The sequence below is a fragment of the Streptomyces sp. NPDC054813 genome (assembly GCF_053611365.1).
This window is the reverse complement of the sequence record NZ_JBSHAF010000001.1, coordinates 1-25942: the sequence shown is the minus strand read 5'-3', so window position 1 is coordinate 25942 and position 25942 is coordinate 1. Positions and strand designations below refer to the sequence as shown.

Annotated in this window: 22 protein-coding genes; 7 read left to right on the top strand and 15 right to left on the bottom strand. The window is 67.4% G+C overall.

What is annotated here, in order from left to right; translation table 11 throughout:
- Window positions 1-107: 107 nt before the first annotated feature.
- The 5 genes from qcrB to ACWGJB_RS00090 all read right to left on the bottom strand — a co-directional run bounded on the left by qcrB (window position 108) and on the right by ACWGJB_RS00090 (window position 5627).
- Window positions 108-1733, bottom strand: coding sequence for a cytochrome bc1 complex cytochrome b subunit (qcrB, locus tag ACWGJB_RS00110; protein WP_453378026.1), 1626 nt, complete (start codon window positions 1731-1733; stop codon window positions 108-110).
- Between the two features lie 160 nt (window positions 1734-1893).
- Window positions 1894-2223: a WhiB family transcriptional regulator gene (locus ACWGJB_RS00105; RefSeq protein WP_453378025.1), complete on the bottom strand. Its 330-nt coding sequence runs from the start codon at window positions 2221-2223 to the stop codon at window positions 1894-1896.
- 132 nt (window positions 2224-2355) lie between these two features.
- Complete coding sequence (locus ACWGJB_RS00100; RefSeq protein ID WP_453378024.1) at window positions 2356-4056, bottom strand: FAD-binding oxidoreductase; 1701 nt, start codon at window positions 4054-4056, stop codon at window positions 2356-2358.
- Window positions 4053-4679 carry a lysophospholipid acyltransferase family protein gene (locus ACWGJB_RS00095; protein ID WP_453378023.1) on the bottom strand — a complete coding sequence of 209 codons (627 nt, stop codon included), beginning with the start codon at window positions 4677-4679 and terminating at the stop codon, window positions 4053-4055. Before ACWGJB_RS00095 ends, ACWGJB_RS00100 begins: the two co-directional genes overlap by 4 nt.
- 135 nt (window positions 4680-4814) lie before the next feature.
- Window positions 4815-5627: an SDR family NAD(P)-dependent oxidoreductase gene (locus ACWGJB_RS00090; RefSeq protein ID WP_453378562.1), complete on the bottom strand. Its 813-nt coding sequence runs from the start codon at window positions 5625-5627 to the stop codon at window positions 4815-4817.
- A 364-nt stretch (window positions 5628-5991) separates the two neighbouring features.
- Between ACWGJB_RS00090 and ACWGJB_RS00085 the strand changes: the two genes are divergently transcribed.
- The 3 genes from ACWGJB_RS00085 to ACWGJB_RS00075 are packed head-to-tail and all read left to right on the top strand — an operon-like array spanning window position 5992 to window position 9925.
- Window positions 5992-6819, top strand: a complete 828-nt coding sequence (locus ACWGJB_RS00085; RefSeq protein ID WP_453378022.1) for a hypothetical protein — start codon at window positions 5992-5994, stop codon at window positions 6817-6819.
- Window positions 6816-9131, top strand: a complete 2316-nt coding sequence (locus ACWGJB_RS00080; protein ID WP_453378021.1) for an HAD-IB family hydrolase — start codon at window positions 6816-6818, stop codon at window positions 9129-9131. The genes ACWGJB_RS00085 and ACWGJB_RS00080 overlap by 4 nt, the downstream gene beginning before the upstream one ends.
- Window positions 9131-9925 carry a ferritin-like domain-containing protein gene (locus tag ACWGJB_RS00075; protein ID WP_453378020.1) on the top strand — a complete coding sequence of 265 codons (795 nt, stop codon included), beginning with the start codon at window positions 9131-9133 and terminating at the stop codon, window positions 9923-9925. Before ACWGJB_RS00080 ends, ACWGJB_RS00075 begins: the two co-directional genes overlap by 1 nt.
- Before the next feature lie 129 nt (window positions 9926-10054).
- Here the strand turns inward: ACWGJB_RS00075 and ACWGJB_RS00070 are convergent, their stop codons facing one another.
- The 3 genes from ACWGJB_RS00070 to ACWGJB_RS00060 all read right to left on the bottom strand — a co-directional run bounded on the left by ACWGJB_RS00070 (window position 10055) and on the right by ACWGJB_RS00060 (window position 12886).
- Window positions 10055-10720, bottom strand: coding sequence for a nitroreductase (locus ACWGJB_RS00070; RefSeq protein ID WP_453378561.1), 666 nt, complete (start codon window positions 10718-10720; stop codon window positions 10055-10057).
- Window positions 10721-11164: 444 nt separating this feature from the next.
- Window positions 11165-11620, bottom strand: coding sequence for a winged helix-turn-helix transcriptional regulator (locus tag ACWGJB_RS00065; protein ID WP_453378019.1), 456 nt, complete (start codon window positions 11618-11620; stop codon window positions 11165-11167).
- A 15-nt stretch (window positions 11621-11635) separates the two neighbouring features.
- On the bottom strand, window positions 11636-12886 hold the full coding sequence (locus tag ACWGJB_RS00060; RefSeq protein ID WP_453378018.1) for an ABC transporter permease: 1251 nt from the start codon (window positions 12884-12886) through the stop codon (window positions 11636-11638).
- Window positions 12887-13005: 119 nt separating this feature from the next.
- Here ACWGJB_RS00060 and ACWGJB_RS00055 point away from each other — a divergent pair, with 119 nt between their 5' ends.
- Window positions 13006-13611, top strand: coding sequence for a TetR/AcrR family transcriptional regulator (locus ACWGJB_RS00055; RefSeq protein ID WP_453378017.1), 606 nt, complete (start codon window positions 13006-13008; stop codon window positions 13609-13611).
- Between the two features lie 616 nt (window positions 13612-14227).
- Here the strand turns inward: ACWGJB_RS00055 and ACWGJB_RS00050 are convergent.
- The 4 genes from ACWGJB_RS00050 to ACWGJB_RS00035 all read right to left on the bottom strand — a co-directional run bounded on the left by ACWGJB_RS00050 (window position 14228) and on the right by ACWGJB_RS00035 (window position 17762).
- Window positions 14228-14398: a hypothetical protein gene (locus ACWGJB_RS00050; RefSeq protein WP_453378016.1), complete on the bottom strand. Its 171-nt coding sequence runs from the start codon at window positions 14396-14398 to the stop codon at window positions 14228-14230.
- A gap of 42 nt (window positions 14399-14440) precedes the next feature.
- Window positions 14441-15037, bottom strand: coding sequence for a YceI family protein (locus tag ACWGJB_RS00045; protein ID WP_453378015.1), 597 nt, complete (start codon window positions 15035-15037; stop codon window positions 14441-14443).
- 104 nt (window positions 15038-15141) lie between these two features.
- Entirely contained in the window at window positions 15142-15888 is a 747-nt protein-coding gene (locus tag ACWGJB_RS00040) for an SDR family oxidoreductase (RefSeq protein WP_453378014.1), read from the bottom strand.
- A gap of 173 nt (window positions 15889-16061) precedes the next feature.
- Window positions 16062-17762: an L-aspartate oxidase gene (locus ACWGJB_RS00035; RefSeq protein ID WP_453378560.1), complete on the bottom strand. Its 1701-nt coding sequence runs from the start codon at window positions 17760-17762 to the stop codon at window positions 16062-16064.
- 636 nt (window positions 17763-18398) lie between these two features.
- Between ACWGJB_RS00035 and ACWGJB_RS00030 the strand changes: the two genes are divergently transcribed.
- A complete protein-coding gene (locus tag ACWGJB_RS00030) occupies window positions 18399-18824 on the top strand; it encodes a DUF1003 domain-containing protein (protein WP_453378013.1) in 426 nt (141 codons plus the stop codon).
- A 264-nt stretch (window positions 18825-19088) separates the two neighbouring features.
- On the opposite strand, the gene ACWGJB_RS00025 is transcribed toward ACWGJB_RS00030, so the two are convergent.
- Entirely contained in the window at window positions 19089-19586 is a 498-nt protein-coding gene (locus ACWGJB_RS00025; RefSeq protein WP_453378012.1) for an Ohr family peroxiredoxin, read from the bottom strand.
- Window positions 19587-20045: 459 nt separating this feature from the next.
- Between ACWGJB_RS00025 and ACWGJB_RS00020 the strand changes: the two genes are divergently transcribed.
- Complete coding sequence (locus ACWGJB_RS00020) at window positions 20046-20774, top strand: SDR family oxidoreductase (RefSeq protein WP_453378011.1); 729 nt, start codon at window positions 20046-20048, stop codon at window positions 20772-20774.
- 417 nt (window positions 20775-21191) lie between these two features.
- Here ACWGJB_RS00020 and ACWGJB_RS00015 read toward each other — a convergent pair whose 3' ends face one another.
- Window positions 21192-21611, bottom strand: coding sequence for a cupin domain-containing protein (locus ACWGJB_RS00015; protein ID WP_453378010.1), 420 nt, complete (start codon window positions 21609-21611; stop codon window positions 21192-21194).
- Window positions 21612-21811: 200 nt separating this feature from the next.
- A complete protein-coding gene (locus tag ACWGJB_RS00010; protein ID WP_453378009.1) occupies window positions 21812-22285 on the bottom strand; it encodes a carboxymuconolactone decarboxylase family protein in 474 nt (157 codons plus the stop codon).
- Between the two features lie 315 nt (window positions 22286-22600).
- Between ACWGJB_RS00010 and aceE the strand changes: the two genes are divergently transcribed.
- Window positions 22601-25288 (top strand): pyruvate dehydrogenase (acetyl-transferring), homodimeric type, encoded by a 2688-nt coding sequence (gene aceE, locus ACWGJB_RS00005; RefSeq protein WP_453378008.1) that lies wholly within the window; start codon window positions 22601-22603, stop codon window positions 25286-25288.
- Window positions 25289-25942: the final 654 nt, after the last annotated feature.

The following is a 25942-nucleotide window of genomic DNA, read 5'->3' as shown; positions in this document are numbered from 1 at the left end:
TTCTGCCAGAGCAGCGGGGTGCCTGGCAGATCAGCGCCGAGTTCTATGACTTCCCCCAGGCGGAGCGTGCCTGGAGGCACCCTGCGTCGGCCTGATGGCCGCTCTGTTCAGCGCAGGTGCTCATGGGCGATCTCCTGGTACTCCTGCGTGGTCGGCTTGGGGATCTGCGAGCCTTCGCCGTAGAGGGCGCGGCTGAACCTGACACGCAGGCGGCGGGCAAGGCGGGCGCCGGCACCCGGGCTCTCCGCGTTGCCGTTCGCGCCGGGTGCGATCGGCGTGTATTGCTCATGCTGTGTAAGAAGGTGGAGTTCCGCCTGGCCGAGAGGCTCGTGCACCTCGATGAACTCGCCCTGCGGCAAGCGTTTTACGACACCTGTCTCTCGTCCGTGCAGCACCTTGTCGCGGTCTCTGCGTTGCAGACCGAGGGCACACCGCTTCGCCACGGCGTAGGCTGCGACAGGCGCGACGAAGAGGCCGATGCGGACCGTCCACGTCACTGATTCGACCGAGACATGGAACCGGGTGGCGATGATGTCGTTCGCCGCGCCGATGAGCGACACCAGATAGAAGCTGATCCAGGCGACACCGAGTGCTGTTCGCACGGGTCGGTTGCGCGGTCTGTCAAGAAGGTGCTGCTCACGATCGTCCCCGGTCAGCCAGGTCTCGATGAACGGATACGCGCCTATGGCCAGGAAGAGACCGACCCCTGCCACCAGCGGAATCAGGTTGTCCAGCGCCAGGGTGTGGCCCCAGAAGTCGATTTCCCAGCCGGGCATGACTCGCAGCAGTCCGTCCGCCACGCCCATGTACCAGTCGGGCTGCGATCCGGCCGAGACCTGGTCGACGCGGTAGGGGCCGTACAGCCAGATGGGATTGACCTGCACGAGTGCTGCGATGGCGAAGATGACACCCGTGACCAGGAAGAAGAAGCCCGCGGACTTCGCCGCGCGCACCTTGGGCGGCAGGCCCACCACGTTCTTGTTGCTCCGTCCGGGGCCCGGATACTGCGTGTGCTTGTGGAGGAGCAGCAGGATCAGATGGGCCACGAGCAGTCCCACCATGGTGGCAGGGATGATCAGGACGTGAACTGTGTTGAAGCGAGCCACCAGTTCACCGCCCGGGAACGCGCCTCCGAAGAGAAACATCGAAAGGTAGGTTCCGACGATCGGTATGGAAAGGATCGTCCCGTTCACGACGGCGAGCCCGGTTCCGGAGAGAAGGTCATCCGGAAGGTCGTATCCGGTCAACCCTCCGAACATCCCGAGGACCAGCAGCAGGAACCCGAACAGCCACTGGAATTCACGGGGCTTGCGGAAGGCGCCGGTGAAGAACACTCGCAGCATGTGGACGAGCATGGCCCCGATGAACACCAGGGCTGCCCAGTGATGGGCCTGTCGGATCAACAGTCCGCCCCGGACATCGAAGGAGAGGTGCATGGTCGAGTTGAAAGCCTCCGACACCGTCTGCCCCCGCAACGGCAGGTAACTGCCGTTGTACTGCACCTCTTTCATTGACGGATGGAAGTACAGGGTCAAATAGACTCCTGTCACGATGATAACGATGAAACTGTAGAGGCAGATCTCTCCCAACAAGAAGGACCAGTGGTCCGGGAAGACCCTTCGTGCTTTGGCCCGGATCTGGCTGTACGGGCCCAGGCGTCCGTCCGCCCAACGGGCAATCCGCTCCCCACCGCCTCCTTCGCCTGCTTCTTCTTTCCGGCTCTGATCATCCATGTCCCTGAAACCATTTCTCGTCCGGCCCGAAAGGGACGCGCTCTCGATGTCATGAGCCTGACTTGTTGCCGACAGGAAATGGATACGGCGGGTTGGTCGCCTGCTGTGGGCAGAACCAAGACAGTGGGGCGCCGAGTCTGCACTTCTTGGGCGAGCAGGCTCATGACTGCTTCCACCCGTATGACCGGGCATGAGGCATGGATGTGACACGCATGGCCCCGAGGTGGTGCTCAGCGCGGTCACGCCGCCTCATCAGACGGCGTTCGCCCTCGGTCTTTCCACCCCAGATGCCTTCCACCCGCTCGACGCTCATGGCCCAGTCGAGACACTGGTCCATGACCGGGCAACGACGGCAGACGGCCTTGGCCTCGTCGATCTGAACGTGCGTCAGGCTGCCGTTGCCTATGGGGAAGAACAGATCGGGGTCGATGCGCAGGCAAGCCCCCTGTTCGCGCCAATGCGTTGCGTGGTCGCCTCGTTCTGCAGCCATGACAAAGAAAACCTCCATGATTCGTCGCGGGAACGCCGGCGCTGCGGACCGTCGGGCCTGAAGGGCAAGGAGGACAACTTCGCCCACGAGCCGACGGCCTCCCTCGGCCGGGTGGGCCATCGGCCGCCGTGCTCAGACCACGATCTTGCGCGGGTTGAAGTGGCCGCCCGGGTCGGCGGCGCCGAACAGGCCCGACATGATGGCGACACCCTCCGTCGAGATGTCCTCCTCCAGCCAGGGCGCGTGCTCCAGGCCCACCCCGTGGTGGTGCGAGATCGTGCCGCCGGCGTCGACGAACGCCTGCTGGATCGCGCGCTTGACGGTGTCGTACTCACCCAGCGGGTCGTCACCGAACACGAAGGCGAAAGTGAAATAGAGACAGGCTCCAGAGTGGTACGAGTGCGACATGTGCGACATGGTCCATCCTGTGTGGCCGATCTTCTCGTAGGCGCCTTCGGCCGCCGCGTAGACCGCTGCGTGGATGCCACGAAGCTTCGACCACGGACCGGCGGTCTCGCTCACGTCACCGGCGGCACCGCGGTCGAGCAGGAAGTCGCGGATGTACGGCGTGTCGAACTTCTTCTGGTCGTAGAGCGCACCGGGTCCCTTGCCGACGCCGATGCCGTGATGCTTGCGCACGATCCGGCCGACGAGCGACTTCTGCCGCTTCACGTGTGCCTCGTCGCCCTCGAAGCCGATGAAGGAGAGGCACATCTCGTCGAGGTTCCAGCCACGCCTCTTGAGATACGCCATGAGGCCGGCCTGTGCCTTCTTCTGAACCCCCTTCGACTCCTTGCTCGTCGCCAGGGAGAAGGCCGTCTCATGCGCGTCCGAGATACGGGTTACCGAGGGCGAGACGTCGCTCTCGGCGATCTCCTGCATCGCCGCGAGGCCGTGGTCGAGATTCTTGAAGAAGTAGGCGTGGATGGCCCGCTTCTCGGGGAGCCGGTGCACCTGCACGGTGACCTCGGTGATGACGCCGAGCCGCCCCTCGGAGCCCACCACCATCTCCCGCACGCTCGGCCCCGTCGACGCGCTCGGAACGGCCCGGACCACGAGGACCCCCCCGGCCCGCACGACACGCAGCCCCTTGACGATGTCCGCGATGTCGCCGTACTTGTCCGACTGCATGCCGGACGAGCGCGTGGCGACCCACCCGCCGAGCGTCGAGTGGGTGAACGAGTCGGGGAAGTGCCCCATCGTCCAGCCGTCCCGATTGAGTTGAGCCTCGAGATCAGGGCCCAGTGCCCCGGCCTGGACGCGCGCCAGGCCGGAGTCGGGGTCGATCTCCAGCACCTGGTTGAGGCGGCCGAGGTCGAGTGAGACGACCACCCGGGACTCGTCCATGTGCGGCTCGAGGCTGCCCGCGATGTTGCTGCCGCCCCCAAAGGGGATGATCACGGCGTCCGCCCGGACGGCCGCGGCGACGACACTTTGCACCTCCCCCTCGTCTGCCGGGTAGACGATCACATCGGGGCTGCGTGCGATCTCGCCGGATCGGATGCGGACCAGGTCACGCAGGCTCTTGCCGTAGGTGTGGACGACCCGGGACAGGTCGTCGACAACTGTGTTCCCGGCTCCGACGATGCCGCTCAGAACCGCGACGAACTCCTCGGGCGCCGTCGAGGCCGGCACCTTCAACCGCGAGAAGTCGGGCTGTTCGGTGCGCCCGCCCGCCCAGAGATCGAGACCGACGGCCTTCTGCACGAACGGCGCGAAACCAGGTTTGTCCTCGTGCCGGAATCCGACACCTTCCACGCCCCAGCCCCACCACTTCATGTGTTTCACATCGTCGGTGCGCATCGCGTCGGTGCGGACGGTGGGCTCGGTCACGAGCGGTCTCCTTCAGGTATACGACGTGAGGTCGCACTGACGCCGAGGATGCGGTCGGAGTTCTCCTCGGTGAGGGTGAGGATCGCCGAGCGGATGCGTTCGGTGAACTCGCTCCTCAACTCCCCGGGAAAAGCGGTGAGCGGTTCGCCGAAGACAACCCCGACCGGCAGACGGCCCGGTTTCGGCCAATTCGACCCGCGAGGATGCGCCGCATGCGCGCCGATGACCGCGACCGGGAGCACCGGCACCTCGGCCGAAGAGGCGAGTGCCGCCGCCCCCGGCTTGAACGCCCCGAGCGACCCGTCGCGCGAGCGGGTCCCCTCGGGAAAGATCAGGAGCGGCACTCCCCGGTTCAGCAAAGCCTTGGCGCTCACTCCGCGCGCGTTCACTCCGGTGCGGTCGACCGGGAAGGCGTTGAAGAAGAGGGCTGTGAGGCCGCGCCGCCGCCACACGTCGAAGAAGTAGTCGGCGGCCGCTCCCACCGCGAGGTAGCGCGCCAATCGGCGGGGCAGCGCGCCCATGATGAGTGGAGTGTCGAGGTGCGAGGTGTGATTGGCGACGACGACATACGAGTCCTCGACGTTCGCCAGGCGCTCGCGCCCGAGCACCGTGACGCTGGTCATGCTCCAGACGAGGGGCTTCAACAGCCCGCGCTGTGCGATGAAACGCGCCGCAGCGTGGGAGCGTGAGGTGAAACGGCCGCGTATCGTCGCAGGCATCCGCTTCCTTCCCGTGCGGGCTCGCCCGCACTGATTCCTTCAGTGAGTGAGACTGTCGTTGCGGCTGGACGAGATCCGTCGCGAGATCCACCGCACTGTGCGGCGTGGAAGATGGCGTGTGAACCGGATGAGCAACCGGTACCGGAGGCTCGGCACGGAGATCACCCGTCCGCGGCGCACGTCGCGCAGACTCGTCTCGACGAGTCGCCGGGCGTCGAGCCAGAGGAAGTCCGGAATGCTCGACGACCGGATTCCGGCCCGTGTGTGGAATTCTGTGCGGACCCAGCCCGGACAGAGCGCCGTCACGGTGACGCCCGTTCCATGGAGCTCGTTCGCCAGTCCCTCGGAGAGCGAGGTCACGAAGGCCTTGACGGCCGAATAGCTCCCCATCGTGACGAAGCCGGCCGTGCTCGACACATTGACGATCGCACCGTGCCCGCGTGCGCGCATGGCCCGCCCGGCGGCACCGGCGAGCACCAGCACCGCGCGCCCCATGACCTCGATCGCCCGGTCGTGCGGAGCGGTGTCGGCCGAGGTCATCGGTGCGTGCACGCCGAAACCGGCGTTGTTCACGAGCATGTCCACGGGGCGGGCGGGGTCCTCCAGCCGGGCGGCGACCCGCTCGACGGCGGCACGATCGGACAGGTCGGCGGGGAGCACCTCGACAGCACGGCCCCGGGACTCGAGCTCGGCCGCCGTCCGGCCGAGCCGCTCCCTGTCGCGCGCCACCAGGACAAGGTCCCATCCGCGGTCTGCCAGAGCGCGCGCGAACGCCGCTCCGATCCCCGACGTGGCACCGGTGACAAGTGCGACCCGTGTACGAGCCAACTGGTCAGCAACCCGCTTCTGCATGGGAACTTGAAGATCCACAAAGCTTCCGTGTTCGACGTCCGACAAGCCGACCCAGGGGAATTGCCACGGTCGTACAACACCAGATGGCCGGGTCCTCGCGCATGACACACCTTTCGTTTCTCGGCTCATCGGGTTAGACCGGGCACGCATCCGTCTTGTGACACGAGCTTCCGCGCATGGCGGAGGTGATCGGTGCCCAGCAAGGTCCGGCGCACGCGGCCGTACATGCAGGCCCCACACGGAGCCAGGTCACGTGTCACACATGTGCCGGCTGCCCGGTCTCACCTGACGGCCCCCGACGGCTTCTCGCACGCTCCGGGGCTTCTGCAGCGTTTCCCCTGCTCCCGCCCCAGAAAGCCTGTGCATGAACTCGAACAACGAGACGACGACCGCGCGGCCCGAGACAGCGGGCTTCGACGTGCGTGCGTTCGCCCGTACGGCACACGGCAGCCACCGCGGAACGCTCGACCTCGGGTCGCTCGCCGAAGAGCCGCTCGATGCCGAATCCGTCCGGCTCGTTCGCGCGCTGCGCGACATGGAACGCGCGACGCTGCACCGCGTGCGCGACCTCCTCGTCACGGCGACACACAAGGACGCCCGTGTCACCGCGTTCCTCACCACATGGATGTTCGAGAGGTTCTGGATAGCCGATGCCCTGGACGCCGTCCTGGAAGCTTCTCCCGCTGCCTGCGACCTCCCTTCGAGCGCCGGTCCGGCGCGGTGGGTGCCGGCCGAGCGCCGCGAACGCCGTGGGCCGATCCGTCGTTCCCTCATCGCCAACATCACCGGTACACAGATCGTCGCCGAACACGTGACGACGGGGCTTGTGGACGAATGGGTCACGCAGGCGGCCTACCGGCGTCTGGCCGGTGTGTCCTCCACGATGGCGTCGATCATCAACCCCGTGGTGGAGATCAAGCATCGCCACATCCGCTTCCTCGCCGAGGAGGCGGAGCGCCGACTCCAAGGATCGGCCCGCGCCCAGCGCATCACCCGCCGCGCCCTCCGGCACGCCGCCTGGCCGCTCGGCTCGGTCGATCGCTCCGGGCACGAGCGCACCTTCTTCGAACGCCATGTCTTCGGCGACCGGATCGGACGAGCCGAGGCGCGCCGTATCCGCGGGATGGTCGCCGCTCTCCCCGGCATCCGCCCCGGTGTCGCATCCACCGTGGAATCGAGGCTCCTTCCGTGATACCGCAGAACGCGAAGACCGAACTCGGCAACGCGCACGTCCTGCTGACCGGCGCGACCGGCTTCGTCGGGCAGGCCGTGCTTGAGCGGCTGCTCACCGACCACCCCGCCACCCACATCTCACTCCTCGTGCGCGGGAAGGGCAGCCAGACCGGGCAGGACCGGCTCCGGCAGCTTCTGCGCAAACCCGTGTTCGAGCGCTGGCGGGATGCTGTGGGCGCCGAGGAGGCCGAGCGCATAGCCCGTGCACGGATCACGGTGCTCGACGGCAGCATGACCAGCATCCCCGAGCTGCCCTCCCACCTTGACGTCGTCATCCACTCGGCGTCGACCGTCTCGTTCGACCCGCCCATCCACGAGGCGTTCGACACGAACGTCAACGGCGCCGTAAGCCTCTACGAGGCCTTGCTCGCCTCCGGATCCGACCCGCACGTCGTCCATGTGTCCACCTGCTACGTCGGAGGGCTCCGTCGTGGTGTGGTGCCCGAGGCCAAGCTCGAACACGATGTCCTCTGGCACACCGAGTGGACCTTGGCGACACGGACCCACGAGCAGACCGAACTCACCTCGCGGGAGCCGGCGATGCTCGAGCAGTTCATGTCCCGCGCCCGCGGCAGCCACGGGAAGGAGGGTCCGATCGCGGCGGCCCGCGCGAGCGAGAACGCACGGCGCGAGTGGGTGCGTTCCCAGCTCGTGGCCGCCGGCCGGCGGCGCGCGCAGAGTCTGGGGTGGACCGACGTCTACACCCTGACGAAGGCACTCGCCGAACGTGCCGCGGAGGACCTCTGGGGCGAGGCCGGACACCGGCTTTCGGTGGTCCGGCCCGCGATCATCGAGAGCGCGCTCCAGCATCCGTTCCCCGGCTGGATCGACGGCTTCAAGGTCGCCGATCCACTGATCTTCGCCTACGGCCGCGGCCAGTTGCCCGACTTCCCGGGGCTGCCCGACTCGATCCTCGACGTCATCCCCGTCGACTTCGTCGTCAACGCCATCCTTGCCGCGGCGGCCAACCCGACCCCCGTCGACGAGCCAAGGTACTTCCACATCGCCTCGGGCGCGTCGAATCCGCTGCCTTTTCACCGCATGTACGAGAACGTACGCGACTACTACACCCAGCACCCGCTGCCCAAGGGCGACGGATTCATCGAAGTACCGGCCTGGAAGTTCTCGGGCGAGCGCAAGTTCAACCGAGGCCTTCGGCTGGCGAAGAAGAAGGCCGACCTCTGGGACGCCGCTCTGCGGCTGATGCCGAACGACGAGCGCAAGCGCGCTCTCGCCACCGAGAACGCCAAGCTGCGCGCCGGCATCGCCACCCTCCGCGACTTCACCGACCTCTACCGGGCGTATGCGCAGACGGAGATCGTCTTCGACGACCGCAACACCCGCGCGCTGAACAACGCCCTCCCGGCCGAGGTGCGCGAGGACCGTGGCTTCGATGTGGAGCGGATCGACTGGGAGGAGTACCTGCAGAAGGTGCACCTCCCCGCCATCAGCGAGCTGACGGCGGCCTACCGTCGCCGGAAGGCCGGGGCCGCCCGGCCGGTGAACGCCCGCCCGAAACGCGAACTGCCGCGGCGTACCGACGTACTCGCTGTCTTCGACCTCGAACGGACCGTCGTCGACTCCAACATCGTCGAGCAGTACCTCTGGGTGCGCACCGCGGGCTTCCGCAAGGCGGCCTGGCCGAAGGAGGCGGCGGACCTGCTCGCCGCACTGCCCGGCTACCTCCGCGCCGAGAGACGTGACCGCGGGGAGTTCATCCGCGCGTTCCTGCGCCGCTACCGCGGCATGTCCATCGCCCGTCTTGAGGAGGTCGTACAACGCGGGTACGCCGATACGATGCTGCGGCACACGAGCGCGGACGCCCTGGCCCGCATCCGCGAGCACCGTGCGGCAGGTCACCGCACCGTCCTGGTCACCGGCTCCGTCGGCCTTCTCGCCGCTCCGCTCGCCGACCTGTTCGACGAGGTCGTCGGGAGCTCCATGCACGTGCGGGACGGTGTGCTCACCGGCTACCTGGCGAAGCCGCCGCTTGTGGACGAGGCGAGGGCCGCCTGGCTTCAGCGGTACGCCGAGGAGGGCGGCTACGACCTCGCTGCGTCCTACGGCTACGGCGACAGCCACTCCGACCTGCCGTGGCTGTCGCTGCTGGGCAAGCCCTCGGCGATCAACCCCGACGCCGGACTGGCGCGCGAGTCGCACAAGAGGAACTGGAACATCTACCGCTGGAAGAGGGGCGGTTCGGGTGTGCGCCGCGACGTCCTCGCGGCACGGGCGACGATTCCCACGCGCACCGACGAGAAGAGCGACTGATGGCTTTCGACATAGACAAGTACACGAAGAACTCCACCGGCGTGCAGTGGGCCGACCTCGACTTCGACGAGTTCGAGCGCAGCCCACTGTCCGAGGAGACGTTGCGCACGCTCCGCTACATGTGTGACATCGAATACCACACAGTGTGCTACCTGCGTGATCTGCTGACGACCCCGTCTCACGACGAGCCCGCGGTGGGCGCTTTCATGACGATGTGGAACCGTGAGGAGTTCTGGCACGGCGAAGCACTCGCGGCCGTGCTGGAGCGCCACGGCCTCCGAGTCGACTTCGACGAGCTCAAGGCGACCCGTCTGAAGCTGGGCTGGAAGGACCGCCTGGGGACGGTGAAGCAGACAGTGATCGGTCGGCTGGTCGGAAACGACTTCGTCGCCGTGCACATGGCGTGGGGCGCCGCGAACGAGTGGTCGGCGACGGCGGCGTATCACCGGCTCGCTGCGCTGGAGAGCCACCCGGTGCTGGTGCCCCTGCTGAAGCGGATCGCACAGCAGGAGACGAAGCACGTCGCGTTCTACGCATCGCAGGCGCGTGACCGGCTCGCGGCAAGCAGGAAGGCCCGCGTGGTCGCCCGGCTGGCGCTCGAGAACGCCTGGGGCCCGGTCGGCTCGGGCGTCATGCCCGAGACCGAGGTCACGCACGTCATGACTCACCTCTTCGCGGGCCCGGAGGGCCGCAAACTCATCCGCGACATCGACTCGCACATCGCGAAGCTGCCGGGCATGGACGGGCTGCGCATAGTCGAGGACGCCATGGACAAGCGCGGGATCGCTGCCTGATGCCGATGTCAGAACCGCTGTGACAACGGCTGGCTCAGTGAGCCGAGTTGTCGCTGGGTGATGAGGCGGCAGGTGAGTTCGAGGAACGCTTCATGGATGTCCGAGCGGCGTTCTCACGGGTACCGCTGACTATTCATCGACAAATGTGACCGTCTCGTCGAGCGGTGCTCGGCCCGTACGGGTGTAGGGCACTGCGGTGTCTTCGAACCCGATGGACATGCCGCAGAAGAGGATGAGGTCGGCCGGGGGCGACAGGACCTCCGCGACGGTCTTGCGATAGACCGACCACGCCATCTGCGGGCAGCTGTGCAGCCCTTCGGCGCGGAGCAGCAGCATCACGGTCTGCAGATACATGCCCACGTCGGACCACTGGGGCCGGCCCAGACCTCGGTCGACGTAGCAGAACAGGGCGGCGGGCGCGCCGAAGCATTTCCAGTTCGCGGAAGCGGCTCGCTGGCGCGCCTCCCAGTCCTCGTGCGCGATACCGAGTGCGCTGTAGCGCTCCGCACCGAAGGCGGACCGGCGCTCGCGGTACGGGGACTTCAGTGTCGGCGGGTACATCTCGTATTCCCGCTCGTCCCAGGGATCGGACGCGGTCACGCGCCGGCCGGCGAGCTCCTTGAGTTCGGCCAGCGGTCGGCCGGTCAGCACGTAGACGTGCCAGGGCTGGAGGTTCGACCCGGACGGCGCCCAAGCCGCAGCGGAGAGCACCCGCTCCAGTACCTCTCTCGGGACGGGCCGGTCGATGAATCCACGTACGGCTCGTCGGCTCGTGACCGCCTCGTAGACGTCCAAGTTCACCGTCTCCCTCGTCTGCTCTACGTGCCCCCTGTCAGTCACAAGACCACGAAATGCAGCAATATGCATGCAGTGCTACAGATTGCGGTAGTGCCGGTTCGCGCCCTGTGCGGCCGGTCACGCGGAAGCGTTCGCATCGTGAGAAGTGGCGCAGTGGTCGTGGCGAGGCAGGAAGCCATACCGGAGCCGCCGACTGCCCAGCGGTGTTCCGGGCCCCGGGGGGTGGGTATCTCGAAGCCCCTCGTGATCCACACCGTGCCCTGTGGACCCGGCCCGATACTTTTCCGCGTGCTTGGTCGGATCCCGCAGACGACAGCGAAGCCACCGCCGGTTCTTGCCCTGCCGCGGTCGTGAACGGTGCTCCCTTTCATGCTGGTGTCGTTCGACCCCGGCGAGGCATGTGTCCGGCTGCAGCTCCTGCTGCCGGCGCGGAATGGGAGGTCAGTGGCCTGGTGCGGCCGGTTGATCAGATGCCGGTGGGCTGCTTGCCGGAAGGTGATCTTCCGCCCACAAGAACAGAATGGCCAGGGGGATGAGGAAGGCCTTGCCGTGTGGAGAGAGTGCGTAACGGGTTCGCGATGACACCTCGGGCCGGACGTCCTGGGCGACCAGATCGATCGCGGTCAGTTCCTGGAGCCGCTGGGCGAGCATGCGGTTGCTGATGCCGGGGAGGCGCTCGCGAATCTCAGCGAAGTCGGACGGGCCTTTGGCCAGAGCCATGAGGACCAGGCCGTTCCAGCGTCTGCTGAGCAGGGTGAAGGCCCGAGTGATGGCCGGAGATTCATCGGCTGACTGCGGATGCGCGGTCCGGCGTGCCGGCTGAGGGTGTTGTGGGGTAGGCATGGTGGGTATCCGTACTGTGCCGAAGTTGCCGGCGGTCAGGGCCTGATTGCGCACTTCAAGCGCTCGGCATCAGTCGTCGCCGTCCTGGCGACGGGCGTGAGCGTGCGCGTGACGCCGAACCGGCACAGCGGTGCCGGACCCGGGCAGGGCAGGGAGCAGTTCCCCGGAAGTCGCCGCACCGGTCTTCGTGCCGCGGGGTTCCCTGATGACCCAGTGGCCGCACATGACTGCTGTGAGCCCGCAGACGCTCCACAGGGCGAGAACGGCAAGGTGGCCGGCTTCGGCGTTGCCGTCGAAGTACGTGGTGTCGCGAAGCAGACTGGCTCCGGCGCCCGGGGGCAGCCACTGGCCGACGGAGTCCACGCCCTTGGGAAGCATCTCCGGAGCGGAGGTGGCGCCGGAGAACGCGTTTCCGACGAAGACCATGAGCGCGGCGCTGAGCCCGAGGCCCGCCGGCCCGAGAAGCCGGATCACGCCGGCGGCGGTGGCGCTGATGGAGAGCAGGTCGAGTGACAGGATCGCCCACGTGGCCACGTGATTGTGGGGCAGCGCCCCGAGGAAACCCTGGGCCACGAGATAGACGCCGAGGGCCGCTACGGCGCATGCGACGAGAAGTGTCAGCACTCGGTGCCGCGGGCGGGCCAGGCCGCGAGCCATCGTGACAAACGCCCCGATCAGGATGCCGCAGATCGTGAGCGGGAAAACCGATGAGCTGAACACCACACCCCGGGGGTCGTCTGTGGCGACGGGCACCACGTCGACCGCCTTCGCGAGGACCGTCACCGAGGAATCGGCACTGGCGGCTCCCTGCGCGGCGGCCTTCCGCCCGGCAGCGCCCTGCTGGGCGGCCGCCTGCTTGTGGACCTTCGCCGGGGAATGCGCACCGCCGGCCTCCTGCTCGGCGGCCTTCCGCTCGGCAGCCTTCTGCCGGGCGGCCATCTGCTGGGTGGCCTTGCCGGCCAACTGCTGTCCGACATCGGTCAGAAGCTGGGCCACGGAGGGGCTGGCGGCGGTGGCCTTCAGCACCGTGATGCCGTGGCCGGAGACGGCGAAGGCGCCGTAGACATCCCGGTTCTTGATTGCCGACCGCGCGGCCTGCTGGTCGGGATAGAGGTGGAAGTCGAACGCGCCGGGCATCTCATGGGTCAGCCCCTCCACCGCGCGCTGGCCGGCCGGACCCGTGCCCACGATCCCGACCGGCACGTCGCGCGGCGAGATCCGCCCCGCCGGCCAGGCGAACGCCATCACCGCCAGAGTGATCGCTATGGGCAGCACCACGGCGGCGATGGCTACTTCGCGCCATGCCGGGTGTCGTGACAAGGGGTTCTTCACAGCCGGGCCTCTCGAAAAAGAATGATCGTTTTCTTTAGTCTTCAGTCTGGCCTGCTGCGTCGGTAAACGTCAACACGAATGTTCGTTTTCTTTGCTACGCTGGTCCCATGCCCAAGGTCACCCAGCAGCACATGGACGCCCGTCGCACCCAGATCCTGGACGCGGCGCGCCGTTGTTTCCTCCGTGACGGGTTCCACTCCACGTCCATGCAGGACCTGTTCGCGGAGGCAGGGCTGTCCGCGGGCGCGGTGTATCGGCACTTCACCAGCAAGGACGAGATGATCCTCGCGATCGCCGAGGAGAACATGCGTGATGTCCTCGACAACACGCTCGCCATCGCCACGAACCGGCAGGGCCAATCCGTTGGGGCGGTCCTGGCGGAACTGCTCGACGTGATTCGGGCCAAGTCCGACGAGGAAGACGTCGCCGGCCTCGCGGTTCTGGTCTGGGGAGAGGCTATGCGCAACCGCTCGCTGGCGCGCAAGCTCGACCATCTCATGGGCCGCATACGCGCATATCTGGTCACCTTGGTCCGTGACCACCAGGAAAGCGGTGGTCTGCCCGCGAACGCGACGGCCGAGGGGATCGCATCAACGATGCTCTCCATCCTCCCCGGTTACATCCTTCAGGTGGCTCTGCTCGATCAGGCTGCTGTGGCCGAGGTGCCTGACGCAGTGCGGGCGTTGTGGCCGGGTCCGGCCGGTGAGCGCTGAGCGGTCTCCCCACCTACGAGGCTGCACGCGCTGGTCACAGATGGGATATCCGTGGGCCAGGGCGCGGCGGGGTCATGCGTTCGGCGCCCGCGGTCATCGGCCTCTGCGGCATCGGCGTCAGCGTGGGGGAGGGCGAAGCCCCACCCGCCGGGCGCGCCGGTGCAGCGGCCCCGCAGCGGGCCGCCCCGCTCGCCGCCGGCCGGAGCGCCCTCGCCCGGCAAGTGCCGGGCGAGGGCGGAGAACATCGCGCGGTCCGGCCAGAAGGGGCGCGGCTGGGCGCCGAGCCGACAGCGCAGCGGCGTGTTCTCGTGGCTTGCCCGATCCTGGTGGTCACCGTCGCCACCAAGATCGCGCGGTTGTGTGGATCAGCGGGTGCGGGCCGCGGTGGTGATGGGGTTGGCCACGCTGCCGCTTCAGGGTGCGGACGGCGGCGGAGGCACGGCATCCGCCTCGGACTGCATCGTGCTCTGCGGAGGATCCGCAACGACGTCAGTCGTGCGGTCCGCGTTCGCCGGGCGCCTATGCTGCGGACAGCTTGTGCTCCGGTTGTGTGAGCCACGCGGGCGGCACGGCCGGTCGGCGCCGAGTGCCGGACATCCGCGGTCCGTTCGACTGCTCAACGGGACGGAGGCTGCCGCAGAGCGGCGGTGATGGCTTTCATCTGCTCGTTGAGCGCCGCGAGTTCTTCGCGAAGCGCGTTGATACGCGTTTGCAGTTCGGCGGCTTCGGCGGTCAGCGCCACGACTGTGGCCGCCAGGCCGATGCCGTTCTCCGCGGCTTGCGTCATCGTGTGTCCTTCTGCTGGATACGCCGGCAGGCGTCTCGCGGCCTATGCGCCTTGTGTCCGGTCCAGCCGCACGGCACGGATGTCGAGAGTCACCTTCACCTTGTCGCTGATCAGAACTCCGCCCGTGGCCAGGGCCCTGTTGCCGTCGAGCCCCCAGTCGGAACGCTGCAAGGTGGCCGTGCCCGTGAAACCGACACGGTTGTGACGGTGAGCGTTTCGGCTCGCTCCGCAGAACCCGAGGTCGACGTTGACGGGCAGTTCGATGTCCTTGATCAGGAGGTATCCCGCCATGCGGAAGCGGTCGCGACCGGCATGGAGGATTCCGCCCGAGCGGAAGCTCATGAGAGGGAACGTCGCAGCATCGAGGAAATCCGGGCCGGTGACATGCGCGTCCCGTTCCGGATATCCCGTGTCGACGCTACAGGTCTGGGCACTGAGGAAGGCTTCGGACCGAGTGGGACATTCTCCGTCGAGCTTGACTATCCCCTCGAAGGCGGTGAATTTTCCGTGCACGTTCGTGACCATGCCGTACCGGACGGAAAACCCGATTGTGCTGTGGACCGGGTCGATGGCGTAGACGCCGGTCAGCCCTGCAAAGGGGGCGGTGCGATAAAGAGTGGTTTCCATGCGGTTGAACATGGCGAGCCGGTTCCTTCGTGCGTGGATCTCAGACAGGGGCGCGTTCTGCGGCGAATCTGCGTCCGGGTCGGCCCCTGGCTGCCGCCAGGGGCCACTCGCAGGGCCTACCGCTGCTGCCCGAGCCATTCGGTGAACCGGGTCGCGGCGATATGCGCGTCAGGACCTGGCACGAGCGTGGTCTCCTTCAGCCCGGCACCGGAGTACGGGGCGCTCGGGTCCGTGACGACCGTGCGGGTGTCGTCCTTGTCGGCGAGTACCTGACGGATGAGTTCGTCGAGCTGGAACACGTCCGGGCCGGCGACCTCCACCACTCCGTTGACCGGGGCGCCGACCGCGGTGCGGCCGACGGCCGCGGCCACGTCGTCGGAGTAGATGGGCTGGAACTTGACGGGGGCCAGACGCACGGTGTCGCCCTCGGTCGAGATGTCCGCGATGCCGCTGACGAACTCGAAGAACTGAGTGGCGTGGACGATGGAGTACGGGATGCCGGAGGCCTTGATCAGCTCTTCCTGTGCCTGCTTGGCACGGAAGTAGCCGCTCTCCTGAAGGCGGTCGGTACCGACCACGGACAGCGCCACGTGGTGCGTCACGCCGGCGTCCGCCTCGGCCTTCAGGAGATTGGTGGTCGAGGTGCGGAAGAAGTTCATGACTTCTTCGTCGCCCCACGAGGGGGAGTTGGACACGTCGATCACGATCGACGCGCCCTGCAGCGCCTCGGACAGCCCTTCGCCGGTCAGAGTGTTGACGCCGGTGTTGGGCGAGGCCGCGACCGCCTCGTGCCCGTACTCGTTGAGCTTGCCCATCAGCTTCGAGCCGATGAGCCCGGTTCCACCGATCACTACGACCTTCATAGCGGTGTCCTTTCGTAGGTATTCATGCTGCGGCGCGCGGCTGTGACGAGTTCCTCGTCGGCGCCGAAGTAATTTTGGTCTGCGCTAGGAGAGACCGGACAGCAGGCCTATTTGTGACAGGGATTCGTAAGAATCGAGAAAGGTGAGGCTGTTCATCCGGTCGCGACACGGCGTTATTCGGCGAGCTTTCCATCGGTCGAGATCTCCGCCATCAGAGAGGAAATCTCGTCGGGGATGGCAGGAATGCTCTCGCGGGTGATACCAGCCGTGGGCGACCACACGAGGTTGACCTGCTGAGCGGGGTCCAGTTGGGGGTAGTCGCTGCGGTTGTGGCAGCCGCGGGTCTCACGACGCTCAAGTGCTGCTTCGAGGGTGGCCCGGGCCGACAGTGCCGCGGACTTGAGATCAAAGGCGTGCGCGAGATCCTGGAAGCCGGCGATGTCCGGGTGGACGCCGACGTCCTCCATCCTCTTCTCGATCGCCGTGAGCTCCGTCAGCCCCGCGCGCAGGCCTTGTTCGTCACGTACGACTCCGGCGTGCTCTGTCATGGTGTTGCGGATGGCGCGCTGCAGGGCGCGGACGTTCTCCGGTCCGTCGGCCACCAGCAGATCGTCGATCTCCGCGCGGGCCTGTGCGACGGCTGACGCCGACCGCGGCTGGGCGGTCAGGGACTGCGAGTAGGCGGCTGCCGCCTGGCCCGTGATGCGGCCGAAGACCAGCAGTTCGATGAGGCTGTTCCCCCCGAGGCGATTGGCACCGTGCAGGCCGCTCGACGCCTCACCGATGGCGTACAGACCGCGCACGTCGGTGCTGTGGTCCTCGTGACGTACCCACACCCCACCCATCGAATAGTGCGCGGTGGGCGCGATCTCGATGGGATCGCGGGTGATGTCCAGCATCTGCAGATCGAGCAGGGTCTGGTAGACACGGGGGAGACGCGTCATGATCGTCTGCCGTGGCAGATGGGAGACGTCGAGCCACACTCCGCCCTTGGGCGTCCCCCGCCCTTCCTTGATCTCCGTGTAGGAGGCCAGGGCCACGCGGTCGCGGGTCGACAACTCCATGCGCGCAGGGTCGTAGCGGTTCATGAAGCGCTCGCCGAGCGCGTTGCGCAGGATGCCGCCCTCACCGCGCGCGGCCTCGCTGACGAGGGTGCCGGCCGCGTTCTCGGGTTCGATGATCCCGGAGGGATGGAACTGCACCAGTTCGGGGTCGCGCAGACGGGCGCCGGCCTCCACGGCCAGGCGGAACGAATCGCCTGTGTTCTCGTCGCGCCGGGAGGACGTTCGTCGCCAGATGCGGGTGTGACCGCCAGCGGCAAGGATGACGGCGTCGGCGTGGATCAGGTACCGCGTTCCATGGGTGAGATCGAAGCCGTAGGCACCGAAGACGGCACCGTCATGGACCAGAAGCCGGGTGATGTAGACACCATCGAGCACCGGAACGTTCAGCTGGTCCGCGCGCCGGATGAGCGTGCGCTGGATCTCCAGACCGGTGTAGTCGCCGGCAAACGCCGTCCGCCGGAACTTGTGCGCGCCGAAGAAGCGCTGGGAGATCCGTCCGTCCTCCTCGCGAGCGAAGGCCATGCCGTAGCGTTCCAGGTCGCCGATGCCCCGAGCGGCGCCCTGGGCGACGATCTCCACGGTGCGGGGATCGGCGAGCAGATAGCTCTCCTTGAGCGTGTCCGCTGCATGCTGCTGCCAGCTGTCCTCGGGATCCATGGTGCCGAGGGCCGCGTTGATTCCTCCGGCGGCGAGCGCCGTATGCGCGTCCTCCTTGGGGCGCTTGCCGACCGCGAGGACGTCGACACCGGCCTCGGCCAGTTCGATCGCCGCTCGCAGCCCAGCACCTCCCGTTCCGATCACCAGCACCATGGTGGAAATACGTTGTTCGCTGATAGCCACGATCTACTCCGATCGCCGAGGGATTGTCACTCAGTACGACCGGGATGTTCCGGAATCTGTGACACCTTTCGTGGCTTCCCCGTCAGCTGGCCACTGCGGCCGGTGCTCCCGCAGTGCCGCACCCCGGCGACGACCTGGGCGGGTCAGGCGCCGGCCGTCACAACCTCGGGGGCTTCACGGTCATATCTCCAGTCGACCACCGCCTTGGCAAGCCGGCCGACCACTGATCATCTCCGTCGGGCAAGGGAGCGGAAGATGCCGTACGTCATTGCCCAGCCCTGCACCGACGCCGATCGATGACGGAGCTTGCCTCATCGAGCGCCGAGTGGACTGCCACGCACACGCACCCGTCAGCCAGGTCGAGGCCGGGAGCCGGCACGGTCCGAGCCGAACACGGTGGCCTGGTTGCCCCACCAGCGGTTCGGAACAGGCAGGCTGCCGGGGCCATGGGCAGCTGGTGGCGATGATGTCCCCGGTGAGGAAATGAGGCAGTAAGTGGGAACGACCCTTCACTCCGGAGGCCGGGCCTTCCGGCCGAGCTCCGCTTCCGGCGCTACTCAACGCCCCGACCTCCGCTTGCGCCATGAGCGGCTGGCGTTCGCCAGGATGCGCACGTCGCAGGACCGGCTCGCAGACGCGATCACCGCCTTCGCGGGCACGATGGGCTTCGTGTACGTCCATGCCGTCTGGTTCGCGGTGTGGATCGCCCTCAACCTCAGGCTGTTCGGCTCCGTTGCGGTCTTCGACCCCTACCCGTTCGGGCTGCTCACCATGATCGTGAGCCTGGAGGCCATCTTCCTGTCCACATTCGTCATGGTGAGCCAGAATCGGCAAGTCGCACGTGAGAACGTCCGGGCCGACCTGGATTTCGAGACCGGTCTTCGCGCCGAGGTCTGGACGGTGCACATAGGCAAGGCGCTCGGCCTGAATCCGCAGGAGATCGAGCTTCACGTCCAGGAGATCATCCAGCAGAGCAAGATCGCGATGGAACCGGGGTCCGGGGTTCCGCCGGTGGCCCCGGACGCGCTGTGAACGTGGACTTACGACGGCTGAGGCTCGGTCTGCCCGGTGCGCGCAACCGGCCGGATGTTGTTCAACGGCCAGAGACTTGCTCGGCCACCTACCGGTGGAGGCTCGTACCACTGTCACGGCATGGGGTGGCGGGCACGATGCTTCGGGTGGTCGGCCGGCGCCGGGCCGGTCGGTCTCCCCTTTCCGTAGCCGTCGTGTGCCGGCATGACGCGCACAACGGCTACGGAAACGACATGCAGCTGGACAGGCAGCCTTCGCCGTCGGCTAGGAGGCCAGCCTGATGCTTGTCGGTGTTCCCCGCTGGGCCATCTTCGTGTAGGGGCACAGTGAATCGGCCTTCTCCACGAGCGGGGCGGCGACGGCAAGGTCGATGTCCGGCCACCTGACCTCAAGGTCGACGTGCAACAAGTAGCCGCCGTCTTCCGGGTCCCGTCCGAAAGCCACGGTCGCCACCACGGAGATCGCTGCGGGGTCGAGCGCGGCCTGCCGTGCGACGAGACTCAGCGCCCCGTGAAAACAGGCGGCGATGCCGGCGGCGAACAACTGCTCGGGATTCGTCCCCTGGCCGTCTCCTCCCAGTTCCGCGGGCATGCGCAGGCTGAGATCCAGGACTCCGTCGCCCGAGCGTGCCCTTCCCGAGGCCCGCCCGTGACTCACCATCCCCCCGCTCACCGTCACGGCCGTGGTGTAGATCGGGGCGAAGGTCTCGCCGTCGAAGTCTTTGCCGGTGGACAGATCGGGCAACCGGGTCCGCTCAGTCATGACATGACTCCGTCAGCGGCGCAGTACACGGCCGGGCGCTGAGCCGAGATCGACGCGGGAAAGGCCGCGCCCGTCGGCCTTTTTACGTCACGCGGCCTCTTTGTGCCGAGCCGCCATGCGATACCAGACTCCGGGCCATGGGCTGAGCCCAACGCACCGGTAGTGTCATATGCCATATTTGGTGCACCTTCGCGTATGGAGGGTTTCCAGATCCGGACAGTCAGTTGACAGACATGTCCCCGCTGTTGTGACAGCCGGTGGTGTGCAGCTCGCTTGGCGAGTGCCTCAGCCCTGGCCATGCGGCCAGGCCACTACGGTCGTCGCCCGTCCTTAGCCCTGGACTGAGTGGACGAACCTGCCCTCGGCAGCCGGGCGGCATGTGGCCGGGCCAAACCCGTATTCCCCGCATATAGTGGCTTATAACTCACTTCAGGCGTACTGGCGACGAAAGGGCACGTCATGAAGGTCGCAGTCATCGGCGGTACCGGGCTTATCGGGTCGCAGGTCGTCAGGAACCTGACCGCCGCCGGGCACGAGGCGGTACCGCACTCGAAGTCCACCGGCGTCGACGTGCTCAGCGGCCAGGGGGTGGACGAGGCGCTGGCCGGGGCCGACGTCGTCGTCAACCTGACGAACTCCCCGACCTTCGACGAGGCCTCCCCGGCCTTCTTCCAGACCTCGATGGACAACCTTGTGGCCGCGGCCCGCAGGGGCGGCGTCGGCCACTTCGTCATCCTCTCGATCGTCGGCGTGGACCAGGTGCCGGAGATGGACTACTACCGGGCCAAGACGCTCCAGGAGCACATCCTCGCGACCGGGCCGGTCCCCTACTCGATCGTCCGGGCGACGCAGTTCATGGAGTTCATGGACGACGTCATTTCCTGGTCCTCCGACGCCGACACCGTCCGGCTGCCCGCCACGCCCATCCAGCCCATCGCGGCCGCGGACGTGGCAGCGGCGGTGGCGGAGGTCGCCGCGGGCGCCCCGCTCAACGGCATCCGCGACATCGCCGGCCCCGACGTCTTCACCCTGGACGAACTGGGCCGGCTCACGCTGTCCCGCAAGGGCGACAACCGCACCGTCGTCACCGACCCCACCGCCGGCATGTTCGCCGTGGTCAAGGGCGACGTCCTCACCGACAAGGACGCCCACCTCGCCCCCACCCGCTACACCGACTGGCTCGCCTGAGCGCCTCGCGCAGTCACAGGCGAACGACCGTCGCCGGGGATGCGAGCCGGCACCGCGCAGCGCAGGTCTTCCGGGGGTACGGGGCGCATGCCCTATCCGCATCCGTAGTCGAGATGGGTGGCGTGCCTGCTGATCCCGCCCTTGGAGGATGCCTCCCGGGGCGCCCAGTTGAAGCCGGTCACGCTGTCACGACGGCGGGACGCCCGACGAGTTGGCCGTGCCCGGAGCCTGCAGCACCGCCATGGCAAGGGCCATGGCGGTGCTGCAGTGGAACCGCGGTCCCTGGAGTGGCCCACTCGGCCGCGCCACCCAAGGCACGACGGCATGCCGCAGTGCGCGGACGGCCGGGGCGGCGAACTGCGCTGCCAGCGTGCAGCACACACTCCGCGCGGAACCGGCCTGTGCGCAGGCGGGAGCTCAGTCCGTGGGCCGCGGGGACCGCAGGTGGGCCCGCTCCTTCAGTTCCTCGTCGTCGACCAGGGTGAGCATCGGCTGGTTCGGCGCGCACATCATGAACACGATGTACTTGGCCGGCGCGTCCGACGAGGCGTTGCCGTTCTGGTAGTGGATCACGTCACCGCCCGGCTCCCAGAACGTCTCACCGGCCTTGATCACGTGCTCCGGCTCGCCCTCGAGCTCCCACCGGACCGCTCCTTCGAGAACGTAGCCGAAACACGGCCCCGAGTGGCGGTGCGGAGGAGTCCCGGGGTGACCGGGAGCCCACTCGACGAGGACAGTCATTCCCGAAGCACCCTCGGGAATGAAAGGCGGCTTGACGTCCGCCAGCATCTTGGGTCCGAAGCCGTCCTCTGAGTGCATTTCGTGCATTTCGTGCATTGTGCTACACCTCCGTAGACCGGCCCGGAACGGACGATCTCGCGTCGGCAGTTCCGGGCTCAAAACAACTTGCGTTACAGCGAAGACAGAGCGTGGACCGCATCTGTGACACGCCGCGAGCCTCTGAAGCCTTTTCCCGCGCCAAGGCAGCGGTGACGCGGACAGGCACCGTCCGCGTGCGGTTGAGCCCCGGACCCGGCTCAGCCGAACATGCCGACCTTGTAGCTGCCGGCCGGCTGCTGGGTGATGATGTTGATGCGGTTGTAGGCGTTGATGATGGCGATGAGGGTCGTCAGCGCGGTGAGCTGGTCCTCGTCGAAGTGCTTGGCGGCGTTCGCCCATGCCTCGTCGGTGACTCCACCGGCCGCGTCCGCGACGCGGGTGCCCTGCTCGGCCAGTTCCAGCGCGGCGCGCTCGGCCTCGGTGAAGACCGTCGCCTCCCGCCAGGCGGCGATCAGGTTGAGCCGCACCGAGGACTCCCCGGCGTGGGTGGCCTCCTTGGTGTGCATGTCGGTGCAGAAGCCGCAGCCGTTGATCTGGCTGGCGCGGACCTCCACCAGATACTGAATGGTGGCAGGCAGCGTCGAGTCAGACAGCGCCTTGCTGGCCGTGAAGAGCTGCTTGAGCACCTTGCCCGCGAAGGGATTGCCGTAGTAGTTGAGGCGTGCGTCCATTGGTCCTCCAGGCGAAATTGCCGGTACGCACTACTGACCGGACGGCCCGGCAAGGTGTGACACCGAACCGCAGTGTGATGCAGGTCTCAGTGACCATGTCGTTGTCGTACAGCTCCCGCTGCGGGTCGCGCCCGGCAGGACCTCAGCAATCTCACAGTGTCGAGGACTGTCACAAAAGTGGCATGAGGGCGGTCCAAGGTGTTGTGAACGGCTGACTTCACCCCACCCACGCACATCTCTGACCGGTCGACACCGGAGTACCTCCGTGTCGGCAGTCGGTCTCTCCCCTCCCCACGCTGTGACAGAAAGGCCGCCATGAGTGATCCGTCCCGGCCCACCGAGTTCTCTGCGACGAGCGAGCTCGACCAACTACCCGACCGGGACACCGAGGAGACCGCCGAATGGCAGGCATCACTCGACGCTGTCGTGCGGAACGCAGGGCCGGATCGGGCGGTGTACTTGCTGCGACGGGTGCACGAGCACGCGGCCAGGTCCGGGATCGCCCTGCCCGGGCTCTTGTCCTCGGACTACATCAACACGATCCCGGCGTCCGCGCAGCCCGTCTTTCCCGGTGATGTCGCCGTGGAGTCCAGGATCACCGCCGTGAACCGCTGGAACGCGGCGGCGATGGTGACACGCGGCTCCCGCCTGGGGCTCGGCGGCCACATAGCCACCTACGCTTCGGCGGCATGGCTCTACGAGGTCGGGTTCAACCATTTCTTCAAAGGCAAGAACGGGGACGGCTCGGGCGATCAGCTGTACGTGCAGGGGCATGCCTCGCCCGGCATCTACGCCCGCGTGTTCCTGGAAGGGCGCCTCGACGAGCAGCAGTTGGACAGTTTCCGACGCGAGGCCGACGGTCACGGACTGCCGTCCTACCCCCACCCCCGCCGCCTGCCGTGGCTGTGGGAGTTTCCGACCGTTTCCATGGGACTTGGTCCGCTCGCCGCCATCTACCAGGCTCGGTTCAACCGCTACCTGCACGCGCGCGGCATCAAGGACACGTCCGGGTCCCGCGTATGGGCATTCCTCGGGGACGGGGAAACGGACGAGCCCGAGGCGATGGCCGCGTTGGCGCTCGCCGCCCGGGAAGGGCTCGACAACCTCACCTTCGTCATCAACTGCAACCTGCAGCGCCTGGACGGCCCCGTACGGTCGAATTCCAAGATCGTTCAGGAACTTGAGGGCCGGTTCCGGGGAGCGGGCTGGAACGTCGTGAAGTCCCTCTGGGGCGAAGCTTGGGACGCCGTGCTGCGACAGGACACCACGGGGGCCCTGGTCCACCGCCTGGGCGAGGTACCCGACGCCCAGATGCAGACGTACGCCGCGCGGGACGCCGCTTACCTGCGCAAGCACTTCTTCACCGGTGATGCGCTCTCCGGCATCGCCGCCCGGCTCAGCGATGCTCAGCTCACCGATCTGTTCGAGAACTCGCGGGGCGGGCACGAACCGCTCAAGGTCCATGCGGCCTATCGCACCGCAGTCCAGCACCGTGGCGCACCGACCGTCATCCTCGCCCAGACGGTGAAGGGGCACACGCTGGGCGCGGGCTTCGAGTCCCGCAACGCCAATCATCAGATGAAGAAGCTGACCATGGCGCAGTTCCGTGACATGCGGGATGTGCTTGAACTTCCCATTCCCGACAGTGCGTTGAGCGGCGACCTGGTGCCGTACTGGCACCCCGGTGAGAATTCGGAAGAGGTGCAGTACCTGCGCGATCGACGTACGGCTCTGGGAGGTCCGGCCCCGGTACGCAAGGTGGTCGCCAAGCCGATGCAGCAGCCCCCGGCCGCGCCCTTCGAGTCCCTGACGAAGGGCTTCGGCAAACAAGAGGTGGCCACCACCATGGCTCTTGTCCGACTGGTCAAGGACCTGATGCGCGTCGAGGAGACGGGACGGCGCTGGGTGCCGATCATCCCCGACGAGGCCCGCACATTCGGGATGGAATCCCTGTTCCCGACAGCCGGCATCTACTCGCCGCACGGCCAGACCTACGAACCGGTCGACGCGGATCAGCTGCTCCACTACCGCGAAGCCAAGAACGGCCAGCTCATCGACGAGGGCATCACCGAGGCCGGCTCCATGGCCGAGTTCACCGCTGCGGCGACCTCGTACGCCACACACGGCGAGCCCATGATCCCGTTCTACATGTTCTACGCCATGTTCGGTTTCCAGCGAACCGGTGACCAGTTCTGGGCCCTGGCAGACCAGATGGGGCGCGGGTTCGTCATCGGGGCGACGGCCGGCCGTACGACGATGACCGGTGAGGGGCTGCAGCACGCGGACGGACATTCCCACCTGCTGGCATCCGCGAATCCGGCTGCCGTGAGCTACGACCCTGCCTTCGCGTACGAGATCGCGGTGATCGTCAGGGAAGGGCTGCGACGGATGTACGGTGACCGGCCCGAAGACGTCTTCTACTACCTGACGGTCTACAACGAGCCCAAGCAGCAGCCGGCCATGCCAGCCGGGCCGGAGGTCGAGGAGGGGATCCTCCGGGGCATGTACCGGTTCCGGCAGGCGGAGCCGCCGGGCGCGGGACCGCGGATCCAGTTGCTGGCTTCCGGCACGGCCGTCCACTGGGTGCTGGAGGCCCAGGAACTGCTCACGTCCCAGTGGGGAGTCCAGGCTGACGTGTGGTCGGTGACCTCCTGGACGGAGCTGCGCCGGGACGGCATGAGTGCCGACAGGGCGCGGCTTCGGGGTGAGGAGCGCGTTCCGTACGTGACGGCTGCGCTGTCGGGCACTTCAGGGCCCGTTCTGGCGGTCAGCGACTGGATGCGGCAGGTACCCGACCAGATCAGCCAGTGGGTGGAGCAGGACTACACGTCGCTGGGAACAGACGGCTTCGGGCTGTCGGACACCCGTGATGCCGTACGCCGCTATTTCCACGTCGACGCCGAGTCGATCGTCGTTGCCGCCCTGGACCAGTTGGCGCGGGTGGGCGCAATCGCCCCGGAGACGGTTGTCCAAGCCCGCGATTGCTACGGCTGGCCGCAGTGAGCACCTCGTCGAGGGGGTGGCGCCGTGGAAGTGAACCTGCGGACTGCGGGGCGTGGAGAGACCAAGGGCGCCCGGGGCGCCCTGCGATTGCATGAGGAGTAACCGAAGTCGTGGCGGTTTCCGTAACCGTGCCGGCCCTTGGCGAGAGCGTCGCTGCGGGCACGGTCACCTGCCGGCTGAAGTGGGTCGGGAAGACAGCACGGTCGAGGAGCCACTCCTTGACGCCTCCACCGGGAAGGTCAAGCGCGAGGCTGGTGCGGCTGTGATCATCTGGCCTGCGCTGCTTGGCCGCTGCCGAGATGGTTGCGCCGCGCCGTGGCGATGGTCACGAACGTCTTCGAAGCCCGTTGCGCGGGCCGGCGCCGACCGTTCGTGGTGGCGTGGGGCGCCGCAGGGGCCGACAACGACTCCGAGCACCCCAAGGCGGTGGCCTGATGCACCAGCACTTGGACGTTCACGCAGACGCGCGACTGTCCGCCGGCACGGGCGAACGACAGGGGCGACGGCGGGCGTCGGCGTGTGCCGTACCGGTCGATCCGGTGTGCCTGCTCGACCGAGGGAGACCTGATGCCACCGACGATCCGCAGGGCCGTGATCCCCGCCGCCGGACTCGGCTCCCGTCTGCTGCCGCTGACGAAGGCCACGCCGAAGGAG